The sequence below is a fragment of the Streptomyces sp. NBC_00122 genome (assembly GCF_045160845.1).
Taxonomy (GTDB): Bacteria; Actinomycetota; Actinomycetes; order Streptomycetales; family Streptomycetaceae; genus Streptomyces.
The window spans coordinates 1,462,899-1,486,446 of record NZ_CP108191.1; the positions used below are offsets into that span (position 1 = coordinate 1,462,899).

Sequence of the window (23,548 nt, forward strand, 5' to 3'; positions counted from 1 at the left end):
CGGCCCCGTATGATCGGGTCAGTGACCGGCATGGTGGACGGGCCGTTGGGGAATGAACGCCTCAATAACCGCCCCCGCGGCGGTACGGGTTTTCGGGCTGTGGGCCTTATTCACAGCCCGGTATAGAGGGCGGGTATCACGGGGGCGATTCCCCGCCTATCCTGAAGGGGACCCCTGGTCGCTACCCCCCGCGACCGACGGATGAGGAGGACTCCCGTGCCGCTCTCGGAGCACGAGCAGCGAATGCTCGAGCAGATGGAGCGAGCGCTGTACGCCGAAGATCCCAAGTTCGCGACAGCGCTTGAGGGCAGCGGACTGCGCACGTACACCCGGCGACGGGTCTACCAGGCAGTCGTAGGCATTCTGGTGGGTATCGCGCTCCTCATGACCGGTGTGATCGTGCCGAACGTACTGTGGATCAGCGTGGTGGGTTTTCTCGTCATGCTGGGCTGTACGGTCCTCGTGGTCACCGGTTGGCGCAAGGCACCCAAGCCTGGCGAACAGCCCGTCTCCGGAAGTGCAGGCGGTTCGGCCCGTGGCCGGAACCGGCAGCGTCGGTCGATGATGACCCGCATCGAGGAACGGTGGCAGCGCCGCCGTGACGAACAGGGGCAGTAGCCCCACGACATCGTGAGTGAGGGGACGGCCGCCGTGTGCGGTCGTCCCCTCACTGCTGTGCGTTCTGTCGTGCGTTCCGACCATCCGATCACCCTTTCTGCGGCATCATGATCGGGTGAGTGTGCTCCCCCTGGTCTTCACCAGCGGCTGGGCCAGTGGGATCAACGCCTACGCCGTGGTCCTCCTGCTCGGCATCTTCGGCGCGACCGGCCTGTCCGACGAGGTCCCCGCGTCGCTGCAACGTACCGACGTGCTGATCGTCGCGGCGGTGCTGTTCCTCTGCGAGGCGGTCGCCGACAAGATCCCGTACGTGGACTCGGTGTGGGATTCCGTCCACACCGTGATCCGCCCGGTGGCCGGTGGCGTGGTCGGCGCGCTGCTGGCCGGCCAGAGCGGTTCGCTGTCCGACATCACCGCCGGCGTGATCGGCGGCTCCACGGCGCTGGCCAGCCATTTCGTCAAGGCCGGCACCCGGATGGCGATCAACACCTCGCCCGAGCCGCTCAGCAACGTCGCGATGAGCATGGCCGAGGACCTCGGAGTGGCCGCGCTCATAACGTTCGCGATGTTCAACCCCGTGGCCGCGGCGGTCATCGCAGCCCTCCTGCTGGCCGCCGGGCTGGCCATACTGATCTTCCTCTGGACCCGGATCCGCCGCTTCCTGCGCCGCCGCGCCCAGCGCCGCGAGGAGAAGCGGCTGGCCACCGAGGCCCGCGAGGCCACCGGAGCGCCACCCCGCTGACCGCCCGCCCCGCCACCCCGCCCGGCCACCCGCCCCGCCACCTGGCCCGACCGCCCCGCCGACCGCCGCCCACGGCCTCGATAGGCTCACCCGCATGGCACGAATTGCGGTGATCGGCGCCGGCATGGGCGCGATGGCGACGGCGGCCCGGCTGGCCGTGGCAGGGCACCAGGTGACGGTGTACGAGCGCGCGGCGACGTACGGCGGCGCGGTCGGCCGGTACGAGCGCGACGGCTTCGCCTTCGACACCGGGCCGGGCCTGCTGCACCTGCCCGCCGTCTACCGCGACCTCTTCGTGAAGACCGGCAAGCGGCCCCTGGAGGCCTGCGTCGACATGGTCCAGGCCGACCCGGCCGTCCGGCACGTCCTCCCCCGCCACGACGTCGACGTCACCCTCCCCGGCGCCTCGCACGGCGGTGTCGCCGCCGCCCTCGACCAGGCCTTCGGCCAGGGCGCGGGCGAGCGCTGGAACGCCGTGCTGGGCCGCGCCCGGGACGCCTGGGACACCACCCGCCGCCCGCTGCTGGAGGAGCCGCTGCGCGCGGACCGGCAGGCGCTGTCCGCCGACCCGTACCCCGCCCTGCGCCGCAGCGGCCTGCTGCGCCGCCGCCCGCCGACCCTCGCCGAGGTGGCCGACCGGGAGCTGGGCGGCGGCCTCGGCGAGCTGCTGACCGGCCTGGTGGGCGCGTACGGGATCGACCCCGCCCGGGCCCCCGGATCGGCCGCCGTGCTGCCGTACATGGAGCAGACCTTCGGCAGCTGGTACGTACGCGGCGGGATGCGGGCGCTGGCCACCGCCGTCTACGAGCGCTGCCGGGAACGGAAGGTGGAGTTCGTCTTCGGGGCGGAGGTCCGGGAGGTCCTCGCACCGCAGGGCCGCGCCGCCGGTCTGCTGCTGGCCGACGGCACCGAAGTGGCCGCCGACTCCGTCGTCTGCGGGATCGACCCGCGGCTGCTGCCGGCCGCCTCCCTGCCGTGGCCGCCGGAGGCGGTTCCCGCCCGCGGCGAGGGCCTGCCCAGCCGGCTCACGCTCTTCCTCGCGCTGCGCGGCGCCCGCCCCGCGGACTCTCCCGGACTCCGTCCGCAGGGACCCCCGGTCCACCGCACCCTGGTGCACTCCCCCGGCCTGGCCGTCACCGTCCTGCGCCCCGACGACCCCACCACCCGCCCCGACGCGGACCACGAGGCCGTCACGGTCAGCGCCGTCCGCGGGCCCGGGAGCCCGGGGCCCCAGGAGCCCGAGGAGCTGCTGGAGCTCGCCGGGAAGGCCGTACCGGGGCTGCGGGAGCGGCTTTTGTGGCACGAGGCGCGCACCCCGGCCGACGTCGAGGGGGCGACCGGCGCGGTGGGCGGCGCGGTGCCCCCGCCCGCGCTCGCGGGGGCCGGGGGCCGGCTGCTGTACCCCGCCAACACCACGGCCGTGCCGGGACTCTACCTGGCGGGCGGCTGGGCGCACCCGGGCGGCGGGCTGGCGCACGCCGGGATGACCGGGGCCCTGGTGGCCGGGCTGATCGTGGAGGGCGCCGAGTTCCGCGGCTCCCGCTGACCCGCCCGCCCGCTCAGTAGCGGTACTGCTCGTACTCGCCCTGCTGGGGGTACGGGTACTGCTGCGGCTGCCCGCCCTGCTCCTCCGCCGGATACGGCTGGGCCACGTCCCGCTGCTGCGGGACCCAGACCCCGCCGGGCGGGGTGTCCATGGCGTACTGCTGCTGCCCGTAGTCGGGGTACTGGGGGTAGGCCGAGTAGTCGTAGGCGGGCGGCGGTCCGACACCGCCGCCGGTGCCGATGTACGGGTCCGAGTAGGCGGCGTAGACCTGCTGCTGATCGCCCGTCGGATAGCCGGCGGAGTAGTCGTACCCGCCGCCGCCCTGGTTCTGCTGGTCGTAGTACGCCGCGTACTGGTGGGCGTCCTGCTCGGCCGTGGTGTACGGCGAGGCGAAGCCCGCGTTCTGGCCCGCGTCGGGGGCGGGCGCGAAGCTCTGTATGCCGTAGGAACCGGTGTCCTCGGGCATCGGCTGCGGGCTGTAGACCTCGTCGGCCTCGGCCTCGGTCGGGAACTGCCGCACCTTCGGGGCCCCGTCGGCGTCCTCGTACTCCAGCGCGGTGACATCGAGCGCCGGTTCCGGACGCGGACCGCCGGACCGGCGGCGCCGCGACTGCCGTACGGGTTCCCCGCCGCGGCGCAGCGCCCAGCCGGCCACGAAGCCCTTGCGGAAGGAGAGCGTCACCAGGGTCTGGCCCAGGGCGAACGCGGCCGCGCCGGCGCCGATGACCAGAACCGACGGCAGGACCACCCCGGCGACCACGCCGAGGAAGCCGGCGAAGGCGAGCAGGCGCCAGCGGAGCCGGGCCTTGTTCTGCATCAGGACCTCGGCAAGCAGCCACAGCGCGACGAAGCCGAACGCGATGTAGAGGACCGTCATACCCATGCGTGGCCCTTCTCGGTACGGCCGACCGCGTGGGAGACGGGGGCCAGCCGGTCAGGCCCGCTGGTGCAGGCCCAGATTCTCGTAGATCTCGAGGGTCGCCGTGGAATTGTTCAGCGTGATGAAGTGCAGCCCTGGGACACCCTCGGACAGCAGCAGCGCGCAGAACTCCGTGGCGAACTCGATGCCAATGGAGCGTACAGCGGCCGGGTCGTCCTTGACGGCGAGCATGCGCTCTTTCACAGCCTCGGGGAAGACCGCGTTGCTGAGTTGGGGCAGTCGGTCGAGCTGCTTGATGCCCACAACAGGCATGACCTCGGGGATGATCGGGGTCTCGCAGCCCGCCTTCTCGACGCTGTCGCGCAGCCGCAGATAATTCTCCGGGTGGAAGAACATCTGGGTGATCGCATAGTCGGCGCCCGCGCGGCACTTGTCCACGAAGTGCCGGATGTCCGTGTCCCATTCCGACGAACGCGGGTGCATCTCCGGGAAGGCCGCGACTCCGACGCAGAAGTCGCCGGACTCCTTGACCAGCCGGACCAGGTCGGCGGCGTAGTGCACGCCTTCGGGGTGCGGCACCCACTCGCCCATCGGGTCGCCCGGCGGGTCTCCGCGCACGACGAGCATGTTCCGGATGCCCGCGTCGGCGAACTGCCCGATGACGTTGCGCAGCTCGGCCACCGAGTGGTCCACGGCGGTGAGGTGGGCGACGGGGGTCAGCGTGGTGTCCGAGGCGATCTGCTCGGTGGCCCGGACGGTGCCGCCACGGGTCGAACCGCCGGCTCCGTAGGTCACGGAGACGAAGCTCGGGGACACGGCTTCCACCCGGCGCAGCGCGTTCCAGAGGTTGCGTTCGCCCTTCTCGGTCTTCGGGGCCCAGAACTCGAAGGAGTACGAGCTCCCGGACGCGAGGAGGTCGCGGACCGTGTGCGCACGATCCGACCAGGTGGAAGCTGTACCAGAGGCCATACGGGCAGGTTAGACGGGGCCCGCCGGACACCGAAGCACTGTCCGCCTTTTGGACACGTTTTTGGACAGAGCGACAGGCCCGGCCCGGGGGCTCTGGTCCTTCTAGCCGAGGCGGGCCCGGACGCGCTTGGCGAGGTCGGCGGCGGCCGCACCCGGGTCGGCGGCCTCGGTGAGGGCGCGGACGACCACGACGCGGGTGGCACCGGCGTCCAGCACCTCGTCCAGATTCGCGCTGTCGATGCCGCCGATGGCGAACCACGGCCGGTCCTGCTCCAGGGAGGCCGCGTACCGGACGAGTCCGAGGCCGGGGGCGAAGCGGCCGGGCTTGGTGGGGGTGGGCCAGCAGGGGCCGGTGCAGAAGTAGTCCACGCCGGGCTCGGCGACGGCCGCGTCGACCTCGGCCTCGGCGTGGCAGGAGCGGCCGATGAGCACCTGGTCGCCGAGGATGGCGCGGGCCGCGGGAACGGGGATGTCGCCCTGGCCGAGGTGCAGGACGTCGGAGCCGATGGCGTGCGCGACGTCGGCGCGGTCGTTCACGGCGAGGAGCTTGCCGTGGCGCCGTGCGGCCTCGGCGAAGACCTGCAGGTGTTCGAGTTCCTCCCCGGCCTCCATGCCCTTGTCGCGGAGCTGGACGATGTCCACGCCGCCGGACAGCACGGCGTCCAGGAACTCGGCGAGGTCACCCTGGCGCTTCCGGGCGTCCGTGCAGAGGTAGAGCCGGGCGTCGGAAAGCTGCATGGGTGTATCCCCCGGATGGAGGCGGTGTACGGACCCCGCGGGGCCCGTACACCGCGGTGGAGCGGATGCGGATCAGGTCAGAGGGCGAGCGCCTGAGCGCGGCGCTTCACCTCCGTGCCGCGATTCTCGCTCAGCGCCTGCACGGGGGTGCCGGGCAGGGTCGGATCCTCGGTGAAGAGCCACTCAAGGATCTCCTCCTCGGTGAAGCGGTCGTCGCGCAGCACGGTCAGCAGGCCGACCAGGCCCTTGACGACCTTGTCGCCGTCGATGAAGGGGGCCGGCACCTGCAGGGCGCGGTTCTCGCCCCGGCGTACGGCGATCAGCTGCCCTTCCTTGACCATCTGGCGGACCCGGGTCACCTCGATGTCGAGCATCTCCGCGATGTCGGGGAGGTACAGCCACGAGGGGACAAGGGCATCGATCTTTGCGTCAATCTCGGTCACGGGTACAAGCCTGCCATCTCGGGCTGACACCCGGTACCGGAGCGGCCCGTCCGTGGTCCGGCCCCGGCTACACGGGGGTCGACTTCAGGGGAACCGCCGGATCGCGGACCTTGGCCGGGTCCACCGCGGCCCCCGTCTCGATGAGCCTGCGGCCCTGCGCCAGGTCGCGGGGGCGGCCCACGGCCAGGACCGCGACCAGGACGCCGTCGCGCAGCCAGCACACCGACCACGTGGGGTCGGCCGGGTCGCCGCGCCAGAGCAGGGTGTCGGCCCCGCCGTGGTGGCCGGCGTACTGGACGAAGCGCCCGAACTGCTCCGACCAGAAGTAGGGCACCGGGTCGTAGACCTGGGCGGGTTCCCCGGCCAGGATGTTCGCGGCGACCGTCCGCGGGCCCTGGAGCGCGTTGTCCCAGTGGTGCACGAGCAGCCGCGTCCCGTAGCGGGCCGACGGGAAGGACGCGCAGTCGCCGACCGCGTACACCCCGGGCAGGGAGGTACGCAGGTACGCGTCGGCGGTGACCGAGCCGTCGGGGCCGAGGACCACCCCGCTCCCGGCCAGCCATCCGGTGGCGGGGCGGGCGCCGATGCCCACCACGACCGCGCCGGCGGGCAGGGTGCTCCCGTCCGCGAGCAGTACCCGGCCCTCCTCGATCCCGGCGACCTTCGCGCCGGTGATCAGCCCGGCGCCGGCCTCCTCGTACCAGCGGGCCATCGGGGCGGCGACCTCCGACGGCAGCGCCCCCGCCAGGACCCGGTCCGCCGCCTCGACCACGGTCACCTCGCAGCCCGCCTCCCGGGCCGCGGTGGCGAACTCCGCGCCGATCCAGCCCGCGCCGACGACCACCGCCCGGGGCGCCTCGGCCAGGACCGGGCGCAGCCGTGCCGCGTCGTCCAGCGTGCGCAGCAGGTGCACGCCGGGGACCCCCTCCGTCCCGGGCAGGGTCAGCGGCTGCGCGCCTGTGGCCAGCACGAGGACGCCGTACGGGACCGGTCCCGCCTCGGTGTCCAGCTCGCGCTCGGCGGCCCGCAGCCCGGTGACCTCCGTGCCGAGCCTGAGCTCGATGCCGAGCCCCTCGAAGTCCACGTCGAAGGCGGAGTCCTCGGCCTTGCCGAGCAGCACCGCCTTGGACAGCGGAGGCCGGTCGTAGGGCTGGTGGGGCTCGGCGCCCAGCAGGGTCACGGTGCCGGTGAAGCCCTGCTCGCGCAGGGCGACCGCGGTCTGCACGCCGGCCATTCCGGCGCCCACGATCACGACGCCGCTCGGGTTCTGCTCCGTCTGCTCACTCACCCGGCCACCCTAATCACCTGACGGGCCGCCAGGAATAGATGCCGCCTTACCGGCTGTCCGCACCGGGGTTAGTCTGGCCACCGTACCTATCGCGGGAGTCCGGACGCACCGGGCTGAGAGGGAGGCTGGCCGGCCTCCGACCGTACGAACCTGATCCGGGTCATGCCGGCGAAGGGAGGGGCTGGACGCCCATGCACTCATCTCGAACGTCCCGACCATCTCGGACGTCCCGGACGGGGTCCGACGTCCTCGTCATCGGGGGCGGGATCATCGGACTCGTCACCGCCTGGCGGGCGGCCCGGCAGGGCCTGCGCACCGTACTGGCCGACCCGGCCCCCGGCGGCGGCGCCGCCCAGGTCGCGGCCGGGATGCTCGCGCCCGTCACCGAGCTGCACTACGGCGAGGAGGCCCTGCTGGGCCTGGGTCTCGCCTCCGCCGCCCGCTATCCCGAGTTCGCCGCCGAGCTCGCCGACGCGAGCGGCGGCCTGGACATCGGCTACCGCGCCTGCGGCACCCTCGCCGTCGCCCTCGACTCCGACGACCGCCTCCACCTGCGGGAGCTGCACGCCCTGCAGCGCCGGTGCGGCCTGGAGTCCGAGTGGCTCACCGGCCGCGAGTGCCGCCGGCTGGAGCCGATGCTGGCTCCGGGCGTCCGGGGCGGCCTGCGGGTCGACGGTGATCACCAGGTCGACCCGCGGCGGCTCGCGGCCGCCCTGCTGGCCGCCTGCGAGGGAGCCGGCGTGGCCGTCCACCGGGCGACGGCCGAGCGGCTGCTGGTCACCGCCGACCGGGCGGCCGGGGCGCTGCTCGACGACGGTACGGAGCTGCGCGCGGACCATGTGGTGCTGGCGGCGGGCTCGCTCAGCGGCCGGCTGGCGGGTGTACCGCCGGAGCTGGCGGCCCCCGTACGGCCGGTGAAGGGCCAGGTGCTGCGCCTGGCGGTGCCCGCCGCCTACGCGCCGTTCCTGTCGCGGACGGTACGGGCGGTCGTGCGCGGCAGCCACGTCTACCTGGTCCCGCGCGAGAACGGCGAGCTCGTCGTCGGCGCCACCAGCGAGGAACTCGGCTGGGACACCACGGTCACCGCGGGCGGGGTCTACGAACTCCTGCGCGACGCCCACGAGCTGGTGCCCGGCATCACCGAACTCCCGCTCGTCGAGACCCGCGCGGGGCTGCGGCCGGGCTCCCCCGACAACGCCCCGATGCTCGGCCCAACCGACCTCCCGGGCCTGCACCTGGCCACCGGGCACTACCGCAACGGGGTGCTGCTGACCCCGCTCACCGGCGACGTGATGGCGGAGCTGCTGACCACCGGCGAACTGCCGCCGATCGCACGCCCCTTCACCCCCCGCCGGTTCTCCGCCGCACGTCAGGAGTCGCACGCATGACCATCTCCGTCAACGGCGAGCCGCGCGAGGTCGCGGCCGGCACCACGCTCGACGCGGTGGTCGCCACCCTGACCACGGCCCCCGCCGGAGTCGCCGCCGCGCTCAACGAGACCGTGGTCCCGCGCGGGCAGTGGCCGCTCACCCCGGTGGGCGAGGGCGACCGGGTCGAGATCCTCACCGCGGTCCAGGGAGGCTGACCGGCATGGCTGAAGACCTCTTCACACTGGGCGGCCGCAGTTTCTCCTCCCGCCTGATCATGGGTACGGGCGGCGCCCCGAGCCTGGACGTCCTGGAACGGGCCCTGGTCGCGTCCGGCACCGAACTCACCACGGTGGCCATGCGCCGCCTGGACCCGACGGTCCAGGGCTCGGTCCTGTCCGTGCTGGCGAAGCTGGACATCGCGGTCCTGCCGAACACTGCGGGCTGCTTCACGGCGGGCGAGGCCGTGCTGACGGCCCGGCTCGCCCGGGAGGCGCTGGGCACCGACTGGATCAAACTGGAGGTGGTCGCGGACGAGCGGACCCTCCTGCCCGACGGCGTCGAGCTGCTGGACGCCGCCGAGACCCTGGTGGACGAGGGCTTCACGGTCCTCCCGTACACGAACGACGATCCGGTGCTCGCGCGGAAGCTGGAGGACGCGGGCTGCGCGGCGATCATGCCGCTCGGGTCCCCGATCGGGTCGGGGATGGGGATCCGCAATCCGCACAACTTCGAGCTGATCGCGGAACGGGCGTCCGTCCCGGTCATCCTGGACGCGGGGGCGGGTACGGCGTCCGATGTCGCCCTGGCGATGGAGCTCGGCTGCGCGGCGGTGATGCTCGCGTCCGCGGTGACGCGGGCGCAGGAGCCGGTGCTGATGGCTGCGGCCATGCGGGATGCCGTGTCGGCGGGCCGCCTCGCGCACCGCGCGGGGCGCATCCCGCAGCGCCGCTTCGCGCACGCCTCGTCTCCCGCGGAGGGCCGCGCCGCCCTCGACCCGGAACGCCCGGCGTTCTGACCTGCGGCGCCATCGGGTCTCCGTTCCGGACCCGTGCGGCGCCCCGGACCCCGCGGTCCGGGGCGCCGCACCCGCCGGTCACGTCACAGCTGCGCTGCAAGCCGACCCACCCCGGCCGGGGGAAGCACACCGGCTCGTAGAATCGCGGCGTGGATACGACCCTGGATGACCCCCTCGTCGGGCGCGTGCTCGACGGCCGCTACCGCATCGACGCCCGCATCGCGGCCGGCGGCATGGCCACGGTCTACCGGGCCGTCGACACCCGCCTCGACCGCGTCCTGGCCCTGAAGGTGATGCACCCGGCCCTCGCGGCGGACGCCGCCTTCGTCGACCGGTTCATCCGGGAGGCGAAGTCCGTGGCCCGGCTCGCCCACCCCAATGTCGTCGCCGTCTTCGACCAGGGCACGGACGGGCCGTACGTCTACCTGGCCATGGAGTACGTCTCCGGCTGCACCCTGCGCGACGTGCTCCGCGAGCGCGGCGCCCTCCAGCCCCGGGCCGCCCTCGACATCCTGGAGCCCGTGCTCGCCGCCCTCGGCGCCGCCCACCGGGCCGGCTTCGTGCACCGCGACATGAAGCCCGAGAACGTCCTGATCGGCGACGACGGCCGGGTCAAGGTCGCCGACTTCGGGCTGGTCCGGTCCGTGGACTCGGTCACCAACACCACCGGGTCCGTCCTCGGCACCGTCTCCTACCTGGCCCCGGAGCAGATCGAGAACGGCGTCACCGACACCCGCGTGGACGTCTACGCCTGCGGTGTCGTCCTCTACGAGATGCTCACCGGGTCCAAGCCTCACACCGGAGGCAGCCCCGCCCAGGTGCTCTTCCAGCACCTCCACGAGGACGTGCCGCCGCCGTCGGCCGCCGTTCCCGGGCTCCCCGTCGGTCTCGACGAGCTCGTCGCGCACGCCGCCGCGCGCAATCCGGAGCTGCGCCCCACCGACGCCGCCGCCCTGCTCGGCCTCACCCGTGAGGCCCGTCTGCAGCTCAGCGACGCCGAGCTGGACGCCGTACCGCCGCAGGCCCGGGCCGGTGAGCGGTCGGCCGCCGAGGACCGCACCGGCGTGATCCCGCGCCCGGTGGGCGCGCAGCAGGCCGTGCACCACACCTCCCGGCTGGAGATGCCGCCTCCGCCGCCCGCCCCGGCCCCGGCTCGGGGCCGGCCGCGCCGCGGCACGCTCCTCACCGTCGTCGGCGTCCTGCTGGCCCTCGGCCTCGGCACGGGCGTCTGGTACATCAACTCCGGCCAGTTCACCCAGGTGCCCAACCTCCTGGGCAAGACCGAGGAGCAGGCCAAGTCCCAGCTGTCCGCGGCCGGACTCGGCGTGAAGCGGGTCGACCGGAAGTTCAGCGACACCTTCGACCGCGGGACGGTGATGAACACCGATCCCGCCGGCGGCCGGCGGATCCGCGGCAACGGCGCGGTGACGCTCACGATCTCCCGCGGCCCGCAGGTCGTGGCCGTGCCCAACCTGAAGGGCAGGCCGCTGCAGGAGGCCAAGGCCGAGCTGACGAAGGCCGGGCTGGCCCCCGGCATGGTCACGCAGGCCTTCAGCCAGGACGTCGCCCAGGGCTCCGTGATCGGCTCCGACCCGGTCGGCGGCGAGAAGCGGGCCCCCGACACGGCGGTCGCGCTGATCGTGAGCAAGGGCCGCCCGGTACCGGTGCCGAGCGTGGAGGGCGTTCCGTTCGAGCAGGCGCGCTCCGCCCTGGAGGGCCTCGGCCTCAAGGTGGCCACGGCCCCCGAGCAGGTCAGCGCCCCCTCGCCGGCCGGTACGGTCGCCAACCAGTCGGTCGCCGCCGGCACCCAGGCCGCGGCCGGGGACACCGTCACGCTGACCCTCTCCAAGGGCCCCCGCCAGCTCCCGGTCCCGGACGTGACCGGCCAGGAGGTGGACGCGGCACGCAAGGCGCTGGAAGTCGCGGGCTTCAAGGTGAAGGTGGAACGGGCGTTCCTCTCCTTCAGCAAGACCGTGGAGTCCCAGTCGGTGCCCGGCGGCCAGAACGTCGCCGAAGGCACCACGATCATCATCAAGACCAAGGGACTGTAGGTACGTGGAGCACGCCGGGCACATGGAGCAGGACCGCTCGGCTCAGGCCGTGCGCAACCCCGTGGGCGGGCACGTCCCCGTCGCGGGCGGGCTCGCCTCGGTCGGGCTGACGTACGCCCGGGAGATGGGCGCGGAGGCGGTCCAGGTCTTCGTGGCCAATCCGCGCGGCTGGGCGACCCCGGTGGGCAATCCGGCGCAGGACGCGCTCTTCCGGGAGCAGTGCGCGCAGGAGTCCCTGCCCGCCTACGTCCACGCGCCGTACTTGATCAACTTCGGCTCGCACACCGAGGCGACCGTCGAGAAGTCGGTGGAGTCCCTGCGCCACTCGCTGCGCCGGGGCCGGGAGATCGGCGCGCTCGGGGTGGTCGTACACACCGGCTCGGCCACCGGAGGCCGCCCGCGCGAGGTGGCGTACACGCAGGTCAGGCAGTACATGCTGCCGCTGCTGGACGAGCTGACGCATGACGACGACCCGTTCCTGCTGCTGGAGTCCACGGCCGGGCAGGGCTCTTCGCTGTGCTCTCGCGCCGAGGACTTCGGGCCGTACTTCGAGGCGCTCGACCACCACCCGAAGCTGGGCGTCTGCCTGGACACCTGCCACATCTTCGCGGCCGGACACGATCTGGCGGAGCCGGGCGGTACGAAGCTGACGCTGGACCTGCTGGTGGACACGGTGGGCGAGGGCCGGCTGAAGCTGGTCCACGCGAACGATTCCAAGGAGGGCGTCGGCGCCCACAAGGACCGGCACGCCAACATCGGCCAGGGCCACATCGGCCAGGAGGCCTTCGCGGAGCTGTTCACGCATCCGGCGATGGCGGGCGTACCGCTGATCACCGAAACGCCCGGCGGCAAGGAAGGACACGCGGCGGACGTGGCGCTGCTGAAGCGGCTCCGCCCTTGAGGGAATACCCCTGGGGGGTATACGGTTCCTGCCATATCGGCGGAACCGTTACTCGGTGTTCTCCCAGGGGGTTTCCATGGACCGCACGCACGAGCACCACACGCACGAGCACCACGAGCACCACGAGCACCAGCAGCACGACGCGCACCACGAGCACGCCCACGGCGGCGGAAGGGCCGGCTGGGCCATGGCCGCCGCGGCCACCCTCCACTGCCTCACCGGATGCGCCATCGGCGAGGTGCTCGGCATGGTCATCGGCACCGCGCTGGGCTGGGGGAACGGCGCGACGATGGTCACGGCGATCGTCCTCGCGTTCTTCTTCGGCTACGCGCTCACCCTGCGCGGGATCCTCGCTGCCGGCATCGACCTCCGTACGGCCGTCCGGGTGGCACTCGCCGCGGACACCCTTTCGATCGCCGTCATGGAACTGATCGACAACAGCGTGATCGCCTTGTGGCCGGGCGCGATGGACGCGCACCTGTCGGAGCCGCTGTTCTGGATCGTCCTGACGATCTCGCTGGCGGCCGCCTTCGTGATCACGACCCCGGTCAACAAGTGGATGATCGGCCGCGGCAAGGGCCACGCGGTCGTCCACCGGTACCACTGAGACAGTGGCGGGCCGGGCGGGCCGGCCTCAGAGCTCCGGGCCGTCCCCGGGCTCCTCCTGGTACGAGTAGCGCTGCTCGCGCCAGGGGTCGCCGATGTTGTGGTAGCCCCGCTCCTCCCAGAAGCCCCGGCGGTCGGCGGTCATGTACTCGACGCCGCGGACCCACTTGGGGCCCTTCCAGGCGTACAGGTGCGGGACCACGAGGCGCAGCGGGAAACCGTGCTCGGCGGTGAGCAGTTCACCGCCCTGGTGGGTGGCGAAGACGGTCCTCTCGGAGGCGAAGTCGGCCAGCCGCATGTTGGAGCTGAAGCCGTACTCGGCCCACACCATCACGTGCGTGACCTGCGGCGCCGGCGGCGCCAGGTCGAGAATCGTACGGGCGAGCACACCGCCCCATTCGGCCCCCGGCATGCTGAACTTCGTGACGCAGTGCAGGTCCGCCACGACCGACTCGAACGGCAGGGCCGTGAATTCCTCGTGGTTCCAGCAGTGCTTCTCACCGTCGGCCGTCGCGCCGAAGACGCGGAACTCCCAGCGGTCCGGCTTGAACTTGGGCACGGGACCGTAGTGGGTGACCGGCCAGCCCCGCTGCAACCGCTGCCCCGGTGGAAGCTCCAGCTGCTCTGCTCCCGGAGATTCCCGGCTTTCCGGCTGACCCATGACTCCATGGTGACAGACGTGGCGGGATGGTCATGACCAGCGCCTGACCGAATCGGGCAAGTCGCGGTAACTCCCACTAAGGAGGCACTTACTGGACTGCCCCCGACGGCGGTGCAAGGATGCGCCCACCTACCCCGTCACATGGCTGACATTGCCTGGAAGGAGCCTCTGCGATGCAGGGCGACCCCGAGGTCCTTGAGTTTCTGAACGAGCAGCTGACCGGTGAGCTGACGGCCATCAACCAGTACTGGCTGCACTACCGCATCCAGGACAACAAGGGCTGGACCAAGCTCGCCAAGTACACGCGTGAAGAGTCCATCGACGAGATGAAGCACGCGGACAAGATCACCGAGCGCATCCTGATGCTCGACGGCCTGCCGAACTACCAGCGCCTCTTCCACGTGCGCGTCGGCCAGACGCTCACGGAGATGTTCCAGGCGGACCGGCAGGTCGAGGTCGAGGCGATCGACCGGCTCAAGCGCGGCATCGAGGTCATGCGGGGCAAGGGCGACATCACCTCGGCACGGCTCTTCGAGGAGATCCTGGAGGACGAGGAGCACCACATCGACTACCTCGACACCCAGCTGGAGCTCATCGAGAGCATCGGGGAGCCGCTCTACATCGCGCAGCTGATCGAGCAGCCGGAGAGCTAGGCCGCTTCGGCCAGCGCGGGCTCGGGGACCAGCCGCGGGCCGGCGGCGAGCACGGCCGTCGCGTTGCCCTTCTCCAGCAGTTCCCGGCGCGGGCAGGCCCCACGGCCGAGGAGGCCCTGGATGGCGCGCACGCAGGAGCCGCATTCGGTGCCGGCCTTGGTTGCCGAGGCGATCTGGCGGGGGGTGCAGGCCCCGGCGGCCGCGTGTTCCTTGACCTGCTTGTCGGTGATGCCGAAGCAAGAGCAGACGTACACGCGGTTCACCTCCTGAGCGGATGGTTCTGCAGCCATCCCCGGTGCGGTGAGGCTTACCTAACCGTACCCAAAGTTAGGGTCGCCTAAAAGACCCGGATACGACAGTGGGGCGCGGATCACATCGATCCGCGCCCCACTGTCGTACTTTCCTACTTACTGATCGCGGTACATCTCGGCGACCAGGAACGCCAGGTCCAGGGACTGGCTGCGGTTGAGCCGCGGGTCGCAGGCCGTCTCGTAACGCTGGTGCAGGTCGTCGACGAAGATCTCGTCGCCGCCGCCCACGCACTCGGTGACGTCGTCACCGGTGAGCTCGACGTGGATGCCGCCCGGGTGCGTGCCGAGCTCCTTGTGGACCTCGAAGAAGCCCTTGACCTCGTCGAGCACGTCGTCGAAACGGCGCGTCTTGTGGCCGGAGGCCGCCTCGAAGGTGTTGCCGTGCATCGGGTCGGTGACCCAGGCGACGGTCGCGCCGGAGGCCGTGACCTTCTCGACCAGCTCGGGGAGCTTGTCGCGGACCTTGTCGGCGCCCATGCGGACGACGAAGGTCAGCCGGCCCGGCTCGCGCTCGGGGTCCAGGCGGTCGATGTACGTCAGCGCCTCGTCCACCGTGGTGGTGGGGCCGAGCTTGATGCCGATCGGGTTGGCGATCTGCGAGCAGAACTCGATGTGCGCGTGGTCCAGCTGGCGGGTGCGCTCGCCGATCCAGACCATGTGGCCCGAGGTGTCGTACAGCTTGCCGGTCCGCGAGTCGGTGCGGGCCAGCGCGCCCTCGTAGTCGAGCAGCAGCGCCTCGTGGGAGGCGTAGAACTCGACGGCCTTGAACTCGGCCGGGTCGGTGCCACAGGCCTTCATGAAGTTCAGCGCGTTGTCGATCTCCCGCGCGAGCTGCTCGTAGCGCTGCCCGGACGGGGAGGACTTCACGAAGTCCTGGTTCCAGGCGTGCACCTGGCGCAGGTCGGCGTAACCACCGGTGGTGAAGGCGCGCACCAGGTTCAGCGTGGAGGCCGACGCGTGGTACATGCGCTTCAGCCGCTCGGGGTCCGGGATCCGGGCCTCTTCGGTGAAGGCGAAGCCGTTGACGGAGTCGCCGCGGTAGGTCGGCAGGGTGACGCCGTCGCGGGTCTCGGTGTCCTTGGAGCGCGGCTTGGAGTACTGGCCCGCGATGCGGCCGACCTTGACGACGGGCACGGAGGCCGCGTAGGTCAGGACGGCGCTCATCTGGAGCAGCGTCTTCAGCTTGGCGCGGATGTGGTCGGCGGACACGGCGTCGAAGGCCTCGGCGCAGTCGCCGCCCTGCAGCAGGAACGCCTCGCCCTTGGCGACGGCTCCCAGGCGGGCGCGCAGCTGGTCGCACTCACCCGCGAAGACGAGCGGAGGATACGACTCGAGGTCCGCGACGACAGCGCGCAGAGCCTCGGCATCGGGGTACGAAGGCTGCTGCGCCGCGGGAAGGTCTCGCCAGGTCGCCTTGGAGGCGGGGGCTTGGGTTTCAGCGTTCACGGTCACCTCGTACACATTACGGCGTCTTGCGCCCCGTCCAGCCCTGTGCCCACTGGGTGAGACAGGTGTCTCTCCGGATCGTTTCCGGCGGCGCGGAGGCTTCGCCTCCGGCAGGGGGTGGGCTATGGTCGCCCGTATGTACGCGCTCTCGAACCAGAACTGGTGGTGGCCCGCTCCCGGCGGCCCACTTCTCGCGCGTACCCACTGACACGCACGACGCGAAGGCCGCCCGAGGGGCGGCCTTCGGTGCTTTCCGGGCCCGGCCGTTCCTCTTCACCACGACCACGGAGAAGGACGCCCGCCCCATGGAACCCAGCCGACTGCTCGACCTCCTCGACGACTCCTGCCCGCCGTTCGCCCTGCTGCGCCGCCGGACCCCCGGTCGCGACCACGACACCGTCGAGGTGCTGATCGGCGCGGTCCACGAGGCCGAGCACCTCGCCGACCTGCCGGTCCGGGAGCTGCCGACCCTCGCACTCGTCCCCTTCCGGCAGATCCGGGAGCGCGGGTTCGACGTACGCGACGACGGCACGCCGCTGAGCGTGCTGGTCGCCGAGGAGGCGTACGAGATCCCGCTCGCCGAGGCCCTGGCGGCCCTGCCGGACCACCCGGTGCGGGTCGAGGACGGCGGCTTCGACGTGCCGGACGAGGAGTACGCGGCCACCGTGGAGCGCGTCATCCGGGACGAGATCGGGCGCGGGGAGGGCGCGAACTTCGTCATCCGGCGCACCTACGAGGGCCGGATCGACGGCTTCGGCCGGGCCGACGCCCTCGCGCTGTTCCGGCGGCTGCTGCTGGGCGAGCGGGGGGCGTACTGGACGTACGTCGTCCACACCGGGCGGCGCACGCTGGTCGGGGCCAGCCCCGAGGTGCACGTGCGGATGTCGGGCGGGAGGAGCGAGCGCGAAGCGCTCTCGGTTGAGGGTGGTGGCGGGCGACGGGTGGGCGGGACGGTCGTGATGAACCCGATCAGCGGGACGTACCGCTACCCGCCCGGGGGGCCGACAGCCCAGTCGCTCCTCTCGTTCCTCGGCGACCGCAAGGAGACCGAGGAGCTGTCGATGGTGGTCGACGAGGAGCTCAAGATGATGTGCACCGTCGGCGACATGGGCGGTGTCGTGGTCGGGCCGCGGCTGAAGGAGATGTCCCACCTCGCGCACACCGAGTACGAGCTGCGCGGCCGCTCCTCGCTGGACGTGCGGGAGGTGCTGCGGGAGACGATGTTCGCGGCGACGGTCACCGGCTCGCCGGTGCAGAACGCCTGCCGGGTGATCGAGCGGTACGAGAGCGGGGGGCGCGGCTACTACGCGGGCGCGCTGGCCCTCCTGGGCCTGGACGGCTCCGGGGCGCAGACGCTGGACTCCCCGATCCTGATCCGCACCGCCGACATCGCGGCGGACGGCGTGCTGCGGGTGCCGGTCGGTGCCACGCTCGTGCGGCACTCCGACCCGGCGGGCGAGGTGGCGGAGACCCACGCGAAGGCGGCGGGGGTGCTGGCGGCCCTCGGGGTCCGGGCGGCGGCGCCGCGGCCCGCCTTCGAGGGGGCGCGGCTGGCGGACGATCCCCGGGTGCGGGCGGCGCTGGCGGCCCGGCGGGCGGACCTGGCCCCCTTCTGGCTCCGGATGCAGGAGCAGCCCTCCACCCTGACCGGCCACGCGCTGGTGGTGGACGGCGAGGACACCTTCACGGCGATGCTGGCGCACGTGCTGCGGGTGGCCGGGCTGGAGGTGACCGTACGCCGCTACGACGATCCGGGACTGCGGGCGGCGGCCCTGGCGTGGGAGGGCCCGGTCGTGCTGGGTCCCGGCCCGGGGAACCCGGCGGAGTCCTCGGACGCCAAGATGCGGATGCTGCGCGGGCTGGCCGCCGGTCTCCTGGCCGGGCACCGGGGCGGCCTGCTCGGGGTCTGCCTCGGGCATGAGCTGCTGGCGGCCGAGCTGGGGCTTCCGCTGATCCGCAAGGCGGAGCCGGCGCAGGGGGCGCAGACGCGGATCGACCTGTTCGGGACGCGGGAGGTGGCCGGCTTCTACAACACGTACACCGCGCACTGCTCCGACGAGCGGGCGGCCGAGCTGGCCGCGCGCGGCATCGAGGTCTCCCGCGACCCGTCGACGGGCGAGGTGCACGCCGTCCGCTCAGCGTCGGGCGGCTTCGCGGGGGTCCAGTTCCACCCGGAGTCGGTCCTCACCCTCCGCGGCGCCGACCTGCTGCGCGACCTCCTGACGGGCGTCATGGCCCCGGTCTGACCGCCGCGCGGGGCCTTCTCCCCGCCCCGCCGGGGCGGGGAGACGTCACGGAGCGGCCGGCGCCAGGGTGTTCTCCGAGCGGCGGCCCGCCAGGTAGTCCACGACGTTGGCGACGGTGGTGTCGATGATCTGGCCCACCGCGTCGGTCGTGTAGTACGCCTGGTGCGAGGTGACCAGCACGTTCGGGAACGTCATGAGCCGGGCCAGCGTGTCGTCCTCGACGGTCTCCAGGGACTTGTCCAGGAAGAACACCCCGGCCTCCGCCTCGTACACGTCGAGCCCGACTCCCGTGAAGCGGCCGGCCCGCAGTTCCGCGACGAGGGCGTCCGTGTCGATCAGCCCGCCGCGGCTGGTGTTCACCAGGACCGCGTCGTCCTTCATGGTCCGCAGCGCGGCCGCGTCGATGAGGTGGTGCGTCGACTCCAGCAGCGGGACGTGCAGGCTGACCAGTTCCGCGGAGGTGAGCAGCTCGTCCTTGTCCACGTACTTCATGCCCAGCTCCACGCACGCCGGGTTCTGCACGGCGTCCCAGCCCAGCAGGTTCATGCCGAAGCCGTGCGCGATCCTGGTGAACGCCTCGCCGATCTTGCCGGTGCCGAGCACGCCCACGGTGCGGCCCCGCATGTCGCGGCCCATCAGCCCGTTCAGCCGGAAGTCGAAGTCCCTCGTCCGGTTCGCCGCGCGGACGATCCGCCGGTTCACGGCCATGGCCAGGGTCCAGGCGAACTCGGCCACGGAGTACGGGGAGTAGTACGAGACCCGGCTCACCGTCATGCCGAGCTGCCGGGCGACGTCCAGGTCGATGTTGTTGAAGCCGGTGGAGCGCTGCGCGATCATCTTCGTCCCGCCCCCGGCCAGGGTCCGCAGCACCCGCCCGCTCAGATCCGCGTTGACGCTCGACGAGACGACCTCGTACCCGGCCGCGATGGGAGCGGTGTCCTCGGTGAGGAAGACCTCCAGGCAGCGCACCTCGTGGTGCCCCGCGGCCGCGAACGCCCGCTCCAGCAGCGGCCGCTCGTCACCCTGCACCCCGAATGCCAGGATTTCCATGCTCACTCCCGTGCTGCGCGAAGAACCGGACGGTGGGCCGTCGTCACCTTACGGCCGATACGGCCCACAGCCCGCTGACGCGCTCCGGCTCAGCCGAAGAACACGCCGACCTCCTCGTACAGCGCCGGGTCCACGGTCTTCAGCTTCGCCGTCGCATCGGCGATCGGCACCCGCACGATGTCCGTCCCCTTCAGCGCGACCATCTTGCCGAAGTCCCCGTCGCGTACCGCGTCGATCGCGTGCAGCCCGAACCTGGTCGCCAGCCACCGGTCGAAGGCGCTCGGCGTGCCACCGCGCTGGATGTGCCCGAGCACCGTGGTCCGGGCCTCCTTCCCCGTCCGCGCCTCGATCTCCTTGGCCAGCCACTCGCCCACGCCCGACAGCCGGACGTGCCCGAACGAGTCCGTGGTGGCGTCCTTCAGCACCATCTCCCCGTCCTTGGGCATCGCACCCTCCGCGACCACCACGATCGGCGCGTAACTCGCCTTGAACCGGGAGGTCACCCAGGCGCAGACCTGGTCCACGTCGAAGCGCTGCTCCGGGATGAGGATGACGTTGGCGCCGCCCGCGAGCCCCGAGTGCAGGGCGATCCAGCCGGCGTGCCGGCCCATAACCTCGACGACCAGGACCCGCATGTGCGACTCGGCCGTGGTGTGCAGCCGGTCGATGGCCTCGGTGGCGATGCCGACGGCGGTGTCGAAGCCGAAGGTGTAGTCCGTCGCGGACAGGTCGTTGTCGATGGTCTTCGGCACGCCGACGCAGGGGATGCCGTAGTCCTCGTACAGCTTGGCCGCGACTCCGAGGGTGTCCTCGCCACCGATCGCGATGAGCGCGTCGACCTCGCACTTGGCCAGGTTCTCCTTGATCCGCCGCACCCCGTCCTCCACCTTGAACGGGTTGGTGCGGGAGGAACCGAGGATGGTGCCGCCCCGGGGCAGGATGCCGCGGACGGCGGGGATGTCGAGCGGGACGGTGGCCCCCTGGACCGCGCCCCGCCAGCCGTCCTTGAATCCGGTGAACCCGTATCCGTACTCCTGCTCGCCCTTGCGGACGACGGCCCGGATCACCGCGTTGAGCCCGGGGCAGTCGCCGCCGCCGGTCAGCACTCCGACCTTCATCTCAATCTCCCTTCGCCATGACGGTCACGCTAGTGGTGACCCAGGTCACAGCAAGGGGTCTGGAGGGGCAATTCAGGTGGAATCGCGGGGCGTTGCGTACGCCCGTTCACTCGTACGAGGACGTAAGTACGATCGACGGCGCCGGCGACGGCCGCCTACGCGTCGTCGAGGCCCCGCTCTATGGCGTACCGGACGAGCTCCACCCGGTTGTGCAGCTGGAGTTTGCCCAGCGTGTTCTGCACGTGGTTCTGCACCGTGCGGTGGGAGATGACCAGCCGTTCCGCGATCTGCTTGTACGAGAGCCCCTTGGCCACCAGCCGCAGCACCTCGGTCTCACGGTCGGTCAGCTGCGGCGCCTTCGGCTCGTCGGAGGCGGCTGGCGCCGGGTCGGTGGCGAGGCGCCGGTACTCGCCGAGCACCAGTCCGGCCAGGCCCGGGGTGAACACCGGGTCGCCGGCCGCCGTGCGGCGGACCGCGTCGATCAGCTCCTGGGCACCCGCGGACTTGAGCAGGTAGCCGGTCGCGCCGGACTTCACGGCCTCCAGGACGTCCGCGTGCTCGCCGCTGGCCGACAGGACCAGGACCCGCAGCGCCGGGTGGGCGCCGACGAGTTCCTTGCAGACCTGCACGCCCGGCATGCCGGGCAGGTTGAGGTCGAGGACCAGGACGTGCGGGGTGACCGCGCGGGCCCGGCGGACCGCCTCGGGGCCGTCGCCGGCGGTGGCCACCACGTCGAAGCCCGCGGCGGCCAGGTCGCGGGCGACCGCGTCCCGCCACATCGGATGGTCGTCGACGACCATGACCTTGATCTCGTGCGGCTCGCTCACTGGGTCCTCCCCCTCGGTACTTTCAGTTCCACTTCGGTGCCCTGCCCGGGGACGGACACCAGCTCGGCGCTGCCGCCGAGGTCACGCAGTCGGCCGCGGATGGACAGGGCCACCCCCATCCGGCCTTCGCCCTCCGCCTGGTCGAGCCGGCCCGCGGGGATGCCCGGGCCGTCGTCCCGGACCGTGACGATCACCTCGTCGCCCCAGTCCTCGACGAGGATCCAGGCGCTGGCCCCCTCTCCGGCGTGCTTGCGCACGTTGTCGAGGGCGGCGCCGACCGCGGCGGCCAGCTCCTTCGCCGCGGGCACCGGCAGCGGCACCGGGGTGCCCGGCTCCGCGAAGCTCACCTTGGACCCGGCGTGCGGGGCGAGGAGCGTCCGCAGATCCAGCTCACCGCCTTCGTCCGCGCCCTCGTCCACCTCGTACGCGTCCACCAGCGCGCCGCGCGACTCGTCGCGGGAGATCCGGGAGGGGTGCACCAGGCCGCTGGAGACCAGCGTGCGCAGCGCCACCTCCTGCTCCCCCGCCATCCGGCCCAGCTCGGCGGCCTCGCCGCCCAGCTCGGTGCCGCGCCGCTGGACCATGGCGAGGACCTGGAGGACCCCGTCGTGGATGTCGCGGGCGAGGCGCTCGCGCTCGCGGGTGGCGGCCTCGATCTCCAGGGCGCGGGCGAGGGTGGCCTCACTGGCCCGGGCGACCTCGACGACGTAGCCGATGGCGATGGAGGCGACCCAGACCAGCAGGACGTTGTGCAGGGTGTCCCGCGTGGGGTTGCCGCCGTGGACGGCGATGTTGGCCGCGGCCACGAAGGTGGAGGCGAATCCGGCCCAGCGCCAGCCGCCCTTGAGGGCGAAGGCGAGGACCGATCCCCCGGTCCAGATGGTGGGGAGGGTGGGGCCGCCGCCGGCGATCCGCTCGGCGGTGTCGGCGAGCGGGGTGAGCAGGATCCCGACGAGGGCGACGGTGAGGTCGGCACCCAGGAAGCGCTTGGTGCAGCTGGCCGCGTTCGCCACCTTGCGGTGGGTGGCGAGGGTCCAGACCGCCAGGACGGCGAGGTAGCCGGCCGCGATCCAGGGACGGTCGAACCGCTTGTACGCGGAGACGAACAGCCCGACCGCGTAGAGCATGGTCAGCAGCCGGTAGCCGGTCAGGGCGCGCCACAGCGGCTGCTCCACCGACATGCGCACGACGCGCTCGCGCTTCGCCATCTCCCCCACCCCCGCGGGCGCTGCGCCCGTCCTACTCCGCCTTGCCCTCGGCCTTGTCCGCCGCGGCCTTCTCCGCCTTCTCCGCCTTCTCGGCGTCGGCGATCTGGCGCTTGGCCGCCGTCGCGTAGATGTCGACGTACTCCTGGCCGGACAGCTTCATGATCTCGTACATGACCTCGTCGGTCACCGAGCGCAGGATGAAGCGGTCGCTGTCCATGCCGTGGTAGCGGCTGAAGTCGAGCGGCTTGCCGATCCGGATGCCCGGGCGCATCAGCTTGGGCACCACCTTGCCGGGCGGCTGGATCTTCTCCGTGTCGATCATGGCCACGGGGATCACGGGCGCGCCGGTGGCCAGCGCCACGCGGGCCAGGCCGCCGGGCTTGCCGCGGTAGAGGCGCCCGTCGGGCGAACGCGTGCCCTCGGGGTAGATACCGAACAGCTCGCCGCGCTCGATGACCTCGATACCGCTCTTGATCGCGGCCTCACCGGCCCCGCGCGCGCCGGAACGGTCCACCGGGAGCTGGCCGACGCCCTTGAAGAAGGCGGCCGTCAGCTTGCCCTTGACTCCGGGGGAGGTGAAGTACTCCGCCTTCGCGATGAAGGTGACCTTGCGGTCCAGCACCGCGGGCAGGAAGAAGGAGTCGGAGAAGGACAGGTGGTTGCTCGCAAGGATCGCCGGCCCCTCCGCGGGAATGTTCTCGAGGCCCTCCACCCACGGCCTGAAGGCGAGCTTCAGTGAACCGCCGATGGAGAACTTCATTGCGCCGTAGATCAACTCGAAAGCCTTCCTGTGTCTGTCGAACAGACCTTAACGCCTGGCCGCGCCGGTAGCGGCCCGACGGCCCTGGTCGGTGTCACCCC

At 72.1% G+C, this 23,548-nt stretch carries 24 protein-coding genes and 1 riboswitch; of the genes, 11 read left to right on the plus strand and 13 right to left on the minus strand.

The window, feature by feature from the left end; all coding sequences use genetic code 11:
- The first annotated feature begins 216 nt into the window (after positions 1-216).
- The 3 genes from OG737_RS06920 to OG737_RS06930 all read left to right on the plus strand — a co-directional run bounded on the left by OG737_RS06920 (position 217) and on the right by OG737_RS06930 (position 2,906).
- Complete coding sequence (locus OG737_RS06920) at positions 217-618, plus strand: DUF3040 domain-containing protein (RefSeq protein ID WP_328925249.1); 402 nt, start codon at positions 217-219, stop codon at positions 616-618.
- Between the two features lie 115 nt (positions 619-733).
- Positions 734-1,360, plus strand: coding sequence for a DUF4126 domain-containing protein (locus OG737_RS06925; protein ID WP_328925250.1), 627 nt, complete (start codon positions 734-736; stop codon positions 1,358-1,360).
- A 94-nt stretch (positions 1,361-1,454) separates the two neighbouring features.
- Positions 1,455-2,906: a phytoene desaturase family protein gene (locus OG737_RS06930; RefSeq protein ID WP_405921295.1), complete on the plus strand. Its 1,452-nt coding sequence runs from the start codon at positions 1,455-1,457 to the stop codon at positions 2,904-2,906.
- Positions 2,907-2,919: 13 nt separating this feature from the next.
- Here OG737_RS06930 and OG737_RS06935 read toward each other — a convergent pair whose 3' ends face one another.
- The 5 genes from OG737_RS06935 to OG737_RS06955 all read right to left on the minus strand — a co-directional run bounded on the left by OG737_RS06935 (position 2,920) and on the right by OG737_RS06955 (position 7,224).
- Positions 2,920-3,789 carry a hypothetical protein gene (locus OG737_RS06935; protein ID WP_405921296.1) on the minus strand — a complete coding sequence of 290 codons (870 nt, stop codon included), beginning with the start codon at positions 3,787-3,789 and terminating at the stop codon, positions 2,920-2,922.
- Between the two features lie 51 nt (positions 3,790-3,840).
- A complete protein-coding gene (gene metF, locus OG737_RS06940) occupies positions 3,841-4,755 on the minus strand; it encodes a methylenetetrahydrofolate reductase [NAD(P)H] (protein ID WP_328925253.1) in 915 nt (304 codons plus the stop codon).
- Between the two features lie 102 nt (positions 4,756-4,857).
- The gene (gene thiE, locus OG737_RS06945; RefSeq protein ID WP_328925254.1) at positions 4,858-5,493 is read right to left on the minus strand and encodes a thiamine phosphate synthase; all 636 of its coding nucleotides are present in this window, start codon (positions 5,491-5,493) and stop codon (positions 4,858-4,860) included.
- 77 nt (positions 5,494-5,570) lie between these two features.
- Entirely contained in the window at positions 5,571-5,936 is a 366-nt protein-coding gene (locus OG737_RS06950; protein ID WP_328925255.1) for an Rv2175c family DNA-binding protein, read from the minus strand.
- Between the two features lie 67 nt (positions 5,937-6,003).
- Positions 6,004-7,224: an FAD-dependent oxidoreductase gene (locus OG737_RS06955; RefSeq protein WP_328925256.1), complete on the minus strand. Its 1,221-nt coding sequence runs from the start codon at positions 7,222-7,224 to the stop codon at positions 6,004-6,006.
- 81 nt (positions 7,225-7,305) lie between these two features.
- A riboswitch (TPP riboswitch) is annotated at positions 7,306-7,418 on the plus strand.
- Here OG737_RS06955 and thiO point away from each other — a divergent pair.
- The 6 genes from thiO (at position 7,416) to OG737_RS06985 (ending at position 13,168) form a co-directional block, all read left to right on the plus strand.
- Complete coding sequence (gene thiO / locus OG737_RS06960) at positions 7,416-8,612, plus strand: glycine oxidase ThiO (protein WP_328925257.1); 1,197 nt, start codon at positions 7,416-7,418, stop codon at positions 8,610-8,612. It overlaps the preceding riboswitch by 3 nt.
- The gene (gene thiS, locus OG737_RS06965) at positions 8,609-8,809 is read left to right on the plus strand and encodes a sulfur carrier protein ThiS (RefSeq protein WP_328925258.1); all 201 of its coding nucleotides are present in this window, start codon (positions 8,609-8,611) and stop codon (positions 8,807-8,809) included. Before thiO ends, thiS begins: the two co-directional genes overlap by 4 nt.
- A 5-nt stretch (positions 8,810-8,814) precedes the next feature.
- Positions 8,815-9,609, plus strand: a complete 795-nt coding sequence (locus OG737_RS06970) for a thiazole synthase (protein WP_328925259.1) — start codon at positions 8,815-8,817, stop codon at positions 9,607-9,609.
- 149 nt (positions 9,610-9,758) lie between these two features.
- Positions 9,759-11,660, plus strand: coding sequence for a Stk1 family PASTA domain-containing Ser/Thr kinase (pknB, locus tag OG737_RS06975; protein WP_405921297.1), 1,902 nt, complete (start codon positions 9,759-9,761; stop codon positions 11,658-11,660).
- Positions 11,661-11,682: 22 nt separating this feature from the next.
- Positions 11,683-12,561, plus strand: coding sequence for a deoxyribonuclease IV (locus OG737_RS06980; RefSeq protein ID WP_405922404.1), 879 nt, complete (start codon positions 11,683-11,685; stop codon positions 12,559-12,561).
- Between the two features lie 76 nt (positions 12,562-12,637).
- Complete coding sequence (locus OG737_RS06985; protein ID WP_405921298.1) at positions 12,638-13,168, plus strand: DUF4396 domain-containing protein; 531 nt, start codon at positions 12,638-12,640, stop codon at positions 13,166-13,168.
- Between the two features lie 27 nt (positions 13,169-13,195).
- On the opposite strand, the gene OG737_RS06990 is transcribed toward OG737_RS06985, so the two are convergent.
- Entirely contained in the window at positions 13,196-13,828 is a 633-nt protein-coding gene (locus OG737_RS06990) for a sulfite oxidase-like oxidoreductase (RefSeq protein WP_328925262.1), read from the minus strand.
- A gap of 173 nt (positions 13,829-14,001) precedes the next feature.
- Between OG737_RS06990 and bfr the strand changes: the two genes are divergently transcribed.
- Positions 14,002-14,481, plus strand: coding sequence for a bacterioferritin (bfr, locus tag OG737_RS06995; RefSeq protein WP_328925263.1), 480 nt, complete (start codon positions 14,002-14,004; stop codon positions 14,479-14,481).
- Here the strand turns inward: bfr and OG737_RS07000 are convergent.
- Together OG737_RS07000 and OG737_RS07005 are read right to left on the minus strand one after the other, a co-directional pair.
- Positions 14,478-14,735: a (2Fe-2S)-binding protein gene (locus OG737_RS07000; RefSeq protein WP_328925264.1), complete on the minus strand. Its 258-nt coding sequence runs from the start codon at positions 14,733-14,735 to the stop codon at positions 14,478-14,480. The two genes, bfr and OG737_RS07000, sit on opposite strands and share 4 nt — an antisense overlap.
- 153 nt (positions 14,736-14,888) lie before the next feature.
- A complete protein-coding gene (locus tag OG737_RS07005; RefSeq protein ID WP_405680040.1) occupies positions 14,889-16,253 on the minus strand; it encodes a class II 3-deoxy-7-phosphoheptulonate synthase in 1,365 nt (454 codons plus the stop codon).
- 290 nt (positions 16,254-16,543) lie between these two features.
- Here OG737_RS07005 and OG737_RS07010 point away from each other — a divergent pair, with 290 nt between their 5' ends.
- On the plus strand, positions 16,544-18,484 hold the full coding sequence (locus tag OG737_RS07010; RefSeq protein ID WP_405921299.1) for a chorismate-binding protein: 1,941 nt from the start codon (positions 16,544-16,546) through the stop codon (positions 18,482-18,484).
- Between the two features lie 45 nt (positions 18,485-18,529).
- Here the strand turns inward: OG737_RS07010 and OG737_RS07015 are convergent, their stop codons facing one another.
- From OG737_RS07015 to OG737_RS07035, 5 genes are all read right to left on the minus strand, one after another.
- The gene (locus OG737_RS07015; RefSeq protein WP_328925267.1) at positions 18,530-19,534 is read right to left on the minus strand and encodes a 2-hydroxyacid dehydrogenase; all 1,005 of its coding nucleotides are present in this window, start codon (positions 19,532-19,534) and stop codon (positions 18,530-18,532) included.
- Positions 19,535-19,623: 89 nt separating this feature from the next.
- Positions 19,624-20,652, minus strand: a complete 1,029-nt coding sequence (locus OG737_RS07020; protein ID WP_328925268.1) for a 6-phosphofructokinase — start codon at positions 20,650-20,652, stop codon at positions 19,624-19,626.
- A gap of 155 nt (positions 20,653-20,807) precedes the next feature.
- The gene (locus OG737_RS07025; RefSeq protein WP_328930241.1) at positions 20,808-21,452 is read right to left on the minus strand and encodes a response regulator transcription factor; all 645 of its coding nucleotides are present in this window, start codon (positions 21,450-21,452) and stop codon (positions 20,808-20,810) included.
- A gap of 23 nt (positions 21,453-21,475) precedes the next feature.
- Complete coding sequence (gene macS, locus OG737_RS07030) at positions 21,476-22,687, minus strand: MacS family sensor histidine kinase (protein WP_328925269.1); 1,212 nt, start codon at positions 22,685-22,687, stop codon at positions 21,476-21,478.
- Positions 22,688-22,718: 31 nt separating this feature from the next.
- Complete coding sequence (locus OG737_RS07035) at positions 22,719-23,447, minus strand: lysophospholipid acyltransferase family protein (protein WP_328925270.1); 729 nt, start codon at positions 23,445-23,447, stop codon at positions 22,719-22,721.
- Between the last annotated feature and the right edge of the window lie 101 nt (positions 23,448-23,548).

Bases quoted from the DNA above. Each gene is read 5' to 3' on its own strand.
- OG737_RS06930 (WP_405921295.1), top strand. From the start codon at position 1,455: ATGGCACGAATTGCGGTGATCGGCGCCGGCATGGGCGCGATGGCGACG.
- OG737_RS06935 (WP_405921296.1), bottom strand. From the start codon at position 3,789: ATGGGTATGACGGTCCTCTACATCGCGTTCGGCTTCGTCGCGCTGTGG.
- metF (WP_328925253.1), bottom strand. From the start codon at position 4,755: ATGGCCTCTGGTACAGCTTCCACCTGGTCGGATCGTGCGCACACGGTC.
- thiE (WP_328925254.1), bottom strand. From the start codon at position 5,493: ATGCAGCTTTCCGACGCCCGGCTCTACCTCTGCACGGACGCCCGGAAG.
- thiO (WP_328925257.1), top strand. From the start codon at position 7,416: ATGCACTCATCTCGAACGTCCCGACCATCTCGGACGTCCCGGACGGGG.
- thiS (WP_328925258.1), top strand. From the start codon at position 8,609: ATGACCATCTCCGTCAACGGCGAGCCGCGCGAGGTCGCGGCCGGCACC.
- OG737_RS06970 (WP_328925259.1), top strand. From the start codon at position 8,815: ATGGCTGAAGACCTCTTCACACTGGGCGGCCGCAGTTTCTCCTCCCGC.
- OG737_RS06980 (WP_405922404.1), top strand. From the start codon at position 11,683: ATGGAGCAGGACCGCTCGGCTCAGGCCGTGCGCAACCCCGTGGGCGGG.
- OG737_RS06985 (WP_405921298.1), top strand. From the start codon at position 12,638: ATGGACCGCACGCACGAGCACCACACGCACGAGCACCACGAGCACCAC.
- OG737_RS06990 (WP_328925262.1), bottom strand. From the start codon at position 13,828: ATGGGTCAGCCGGAAAGCCGGGAATCTCCGGGAGCAGAGCAGCTGGAG.
- bfr (WP_328925263.1), top strand. From the start codon at position 14,002: ATGCAGGGCGACCCCGAGGTCCTTGAGTTTCTGAACGAGCAGCTGACC.
- OG737_RS07010 (WP_405921299.1), top strand. From the start codon at position 16,544: ATGGAACCCAGCCGACTGCTCGACCTCCTCGACGACTCCTGCCCGCCG.
- OG737_RS07015 (WP_328925267.1), bottom strand. From the start codon at position 19,534: ATGGAAATCCTGGCATTCGGGGTGCAGGGTGACGAGCGGCCGCTGCTG.
- OG737_RS07020 (WP_328925268.1), bottom strand. From the start codon at position 20,652: ATGAAGGTCGGAGTGCTGACCGGCGGCGGCGACTGCCCCGGGCTCAAC.
- OG737_RS07025 (WP_328930241.1), bottom strand. From the start codon at position 21,452: ATGGTCGTCGACGACCATCCGATGTGGCGGGACGCGGTCGCCCGCGAC.
- macS (WP_328925269.1), bottom strand. From the start codon at position 22,687: ATGGCGAAGCGCGAGCGCGTCGTGCGCATGTCGGTGGAGCAGCCGCTG.
- OG737_RS07035 (WP_328925270.1), bottom strand. From the start codon at position 23,447: ATGAAGTTCTCCATCGGCGGTTCACTGAAGCTCGCCTTCAGGCCGTGG.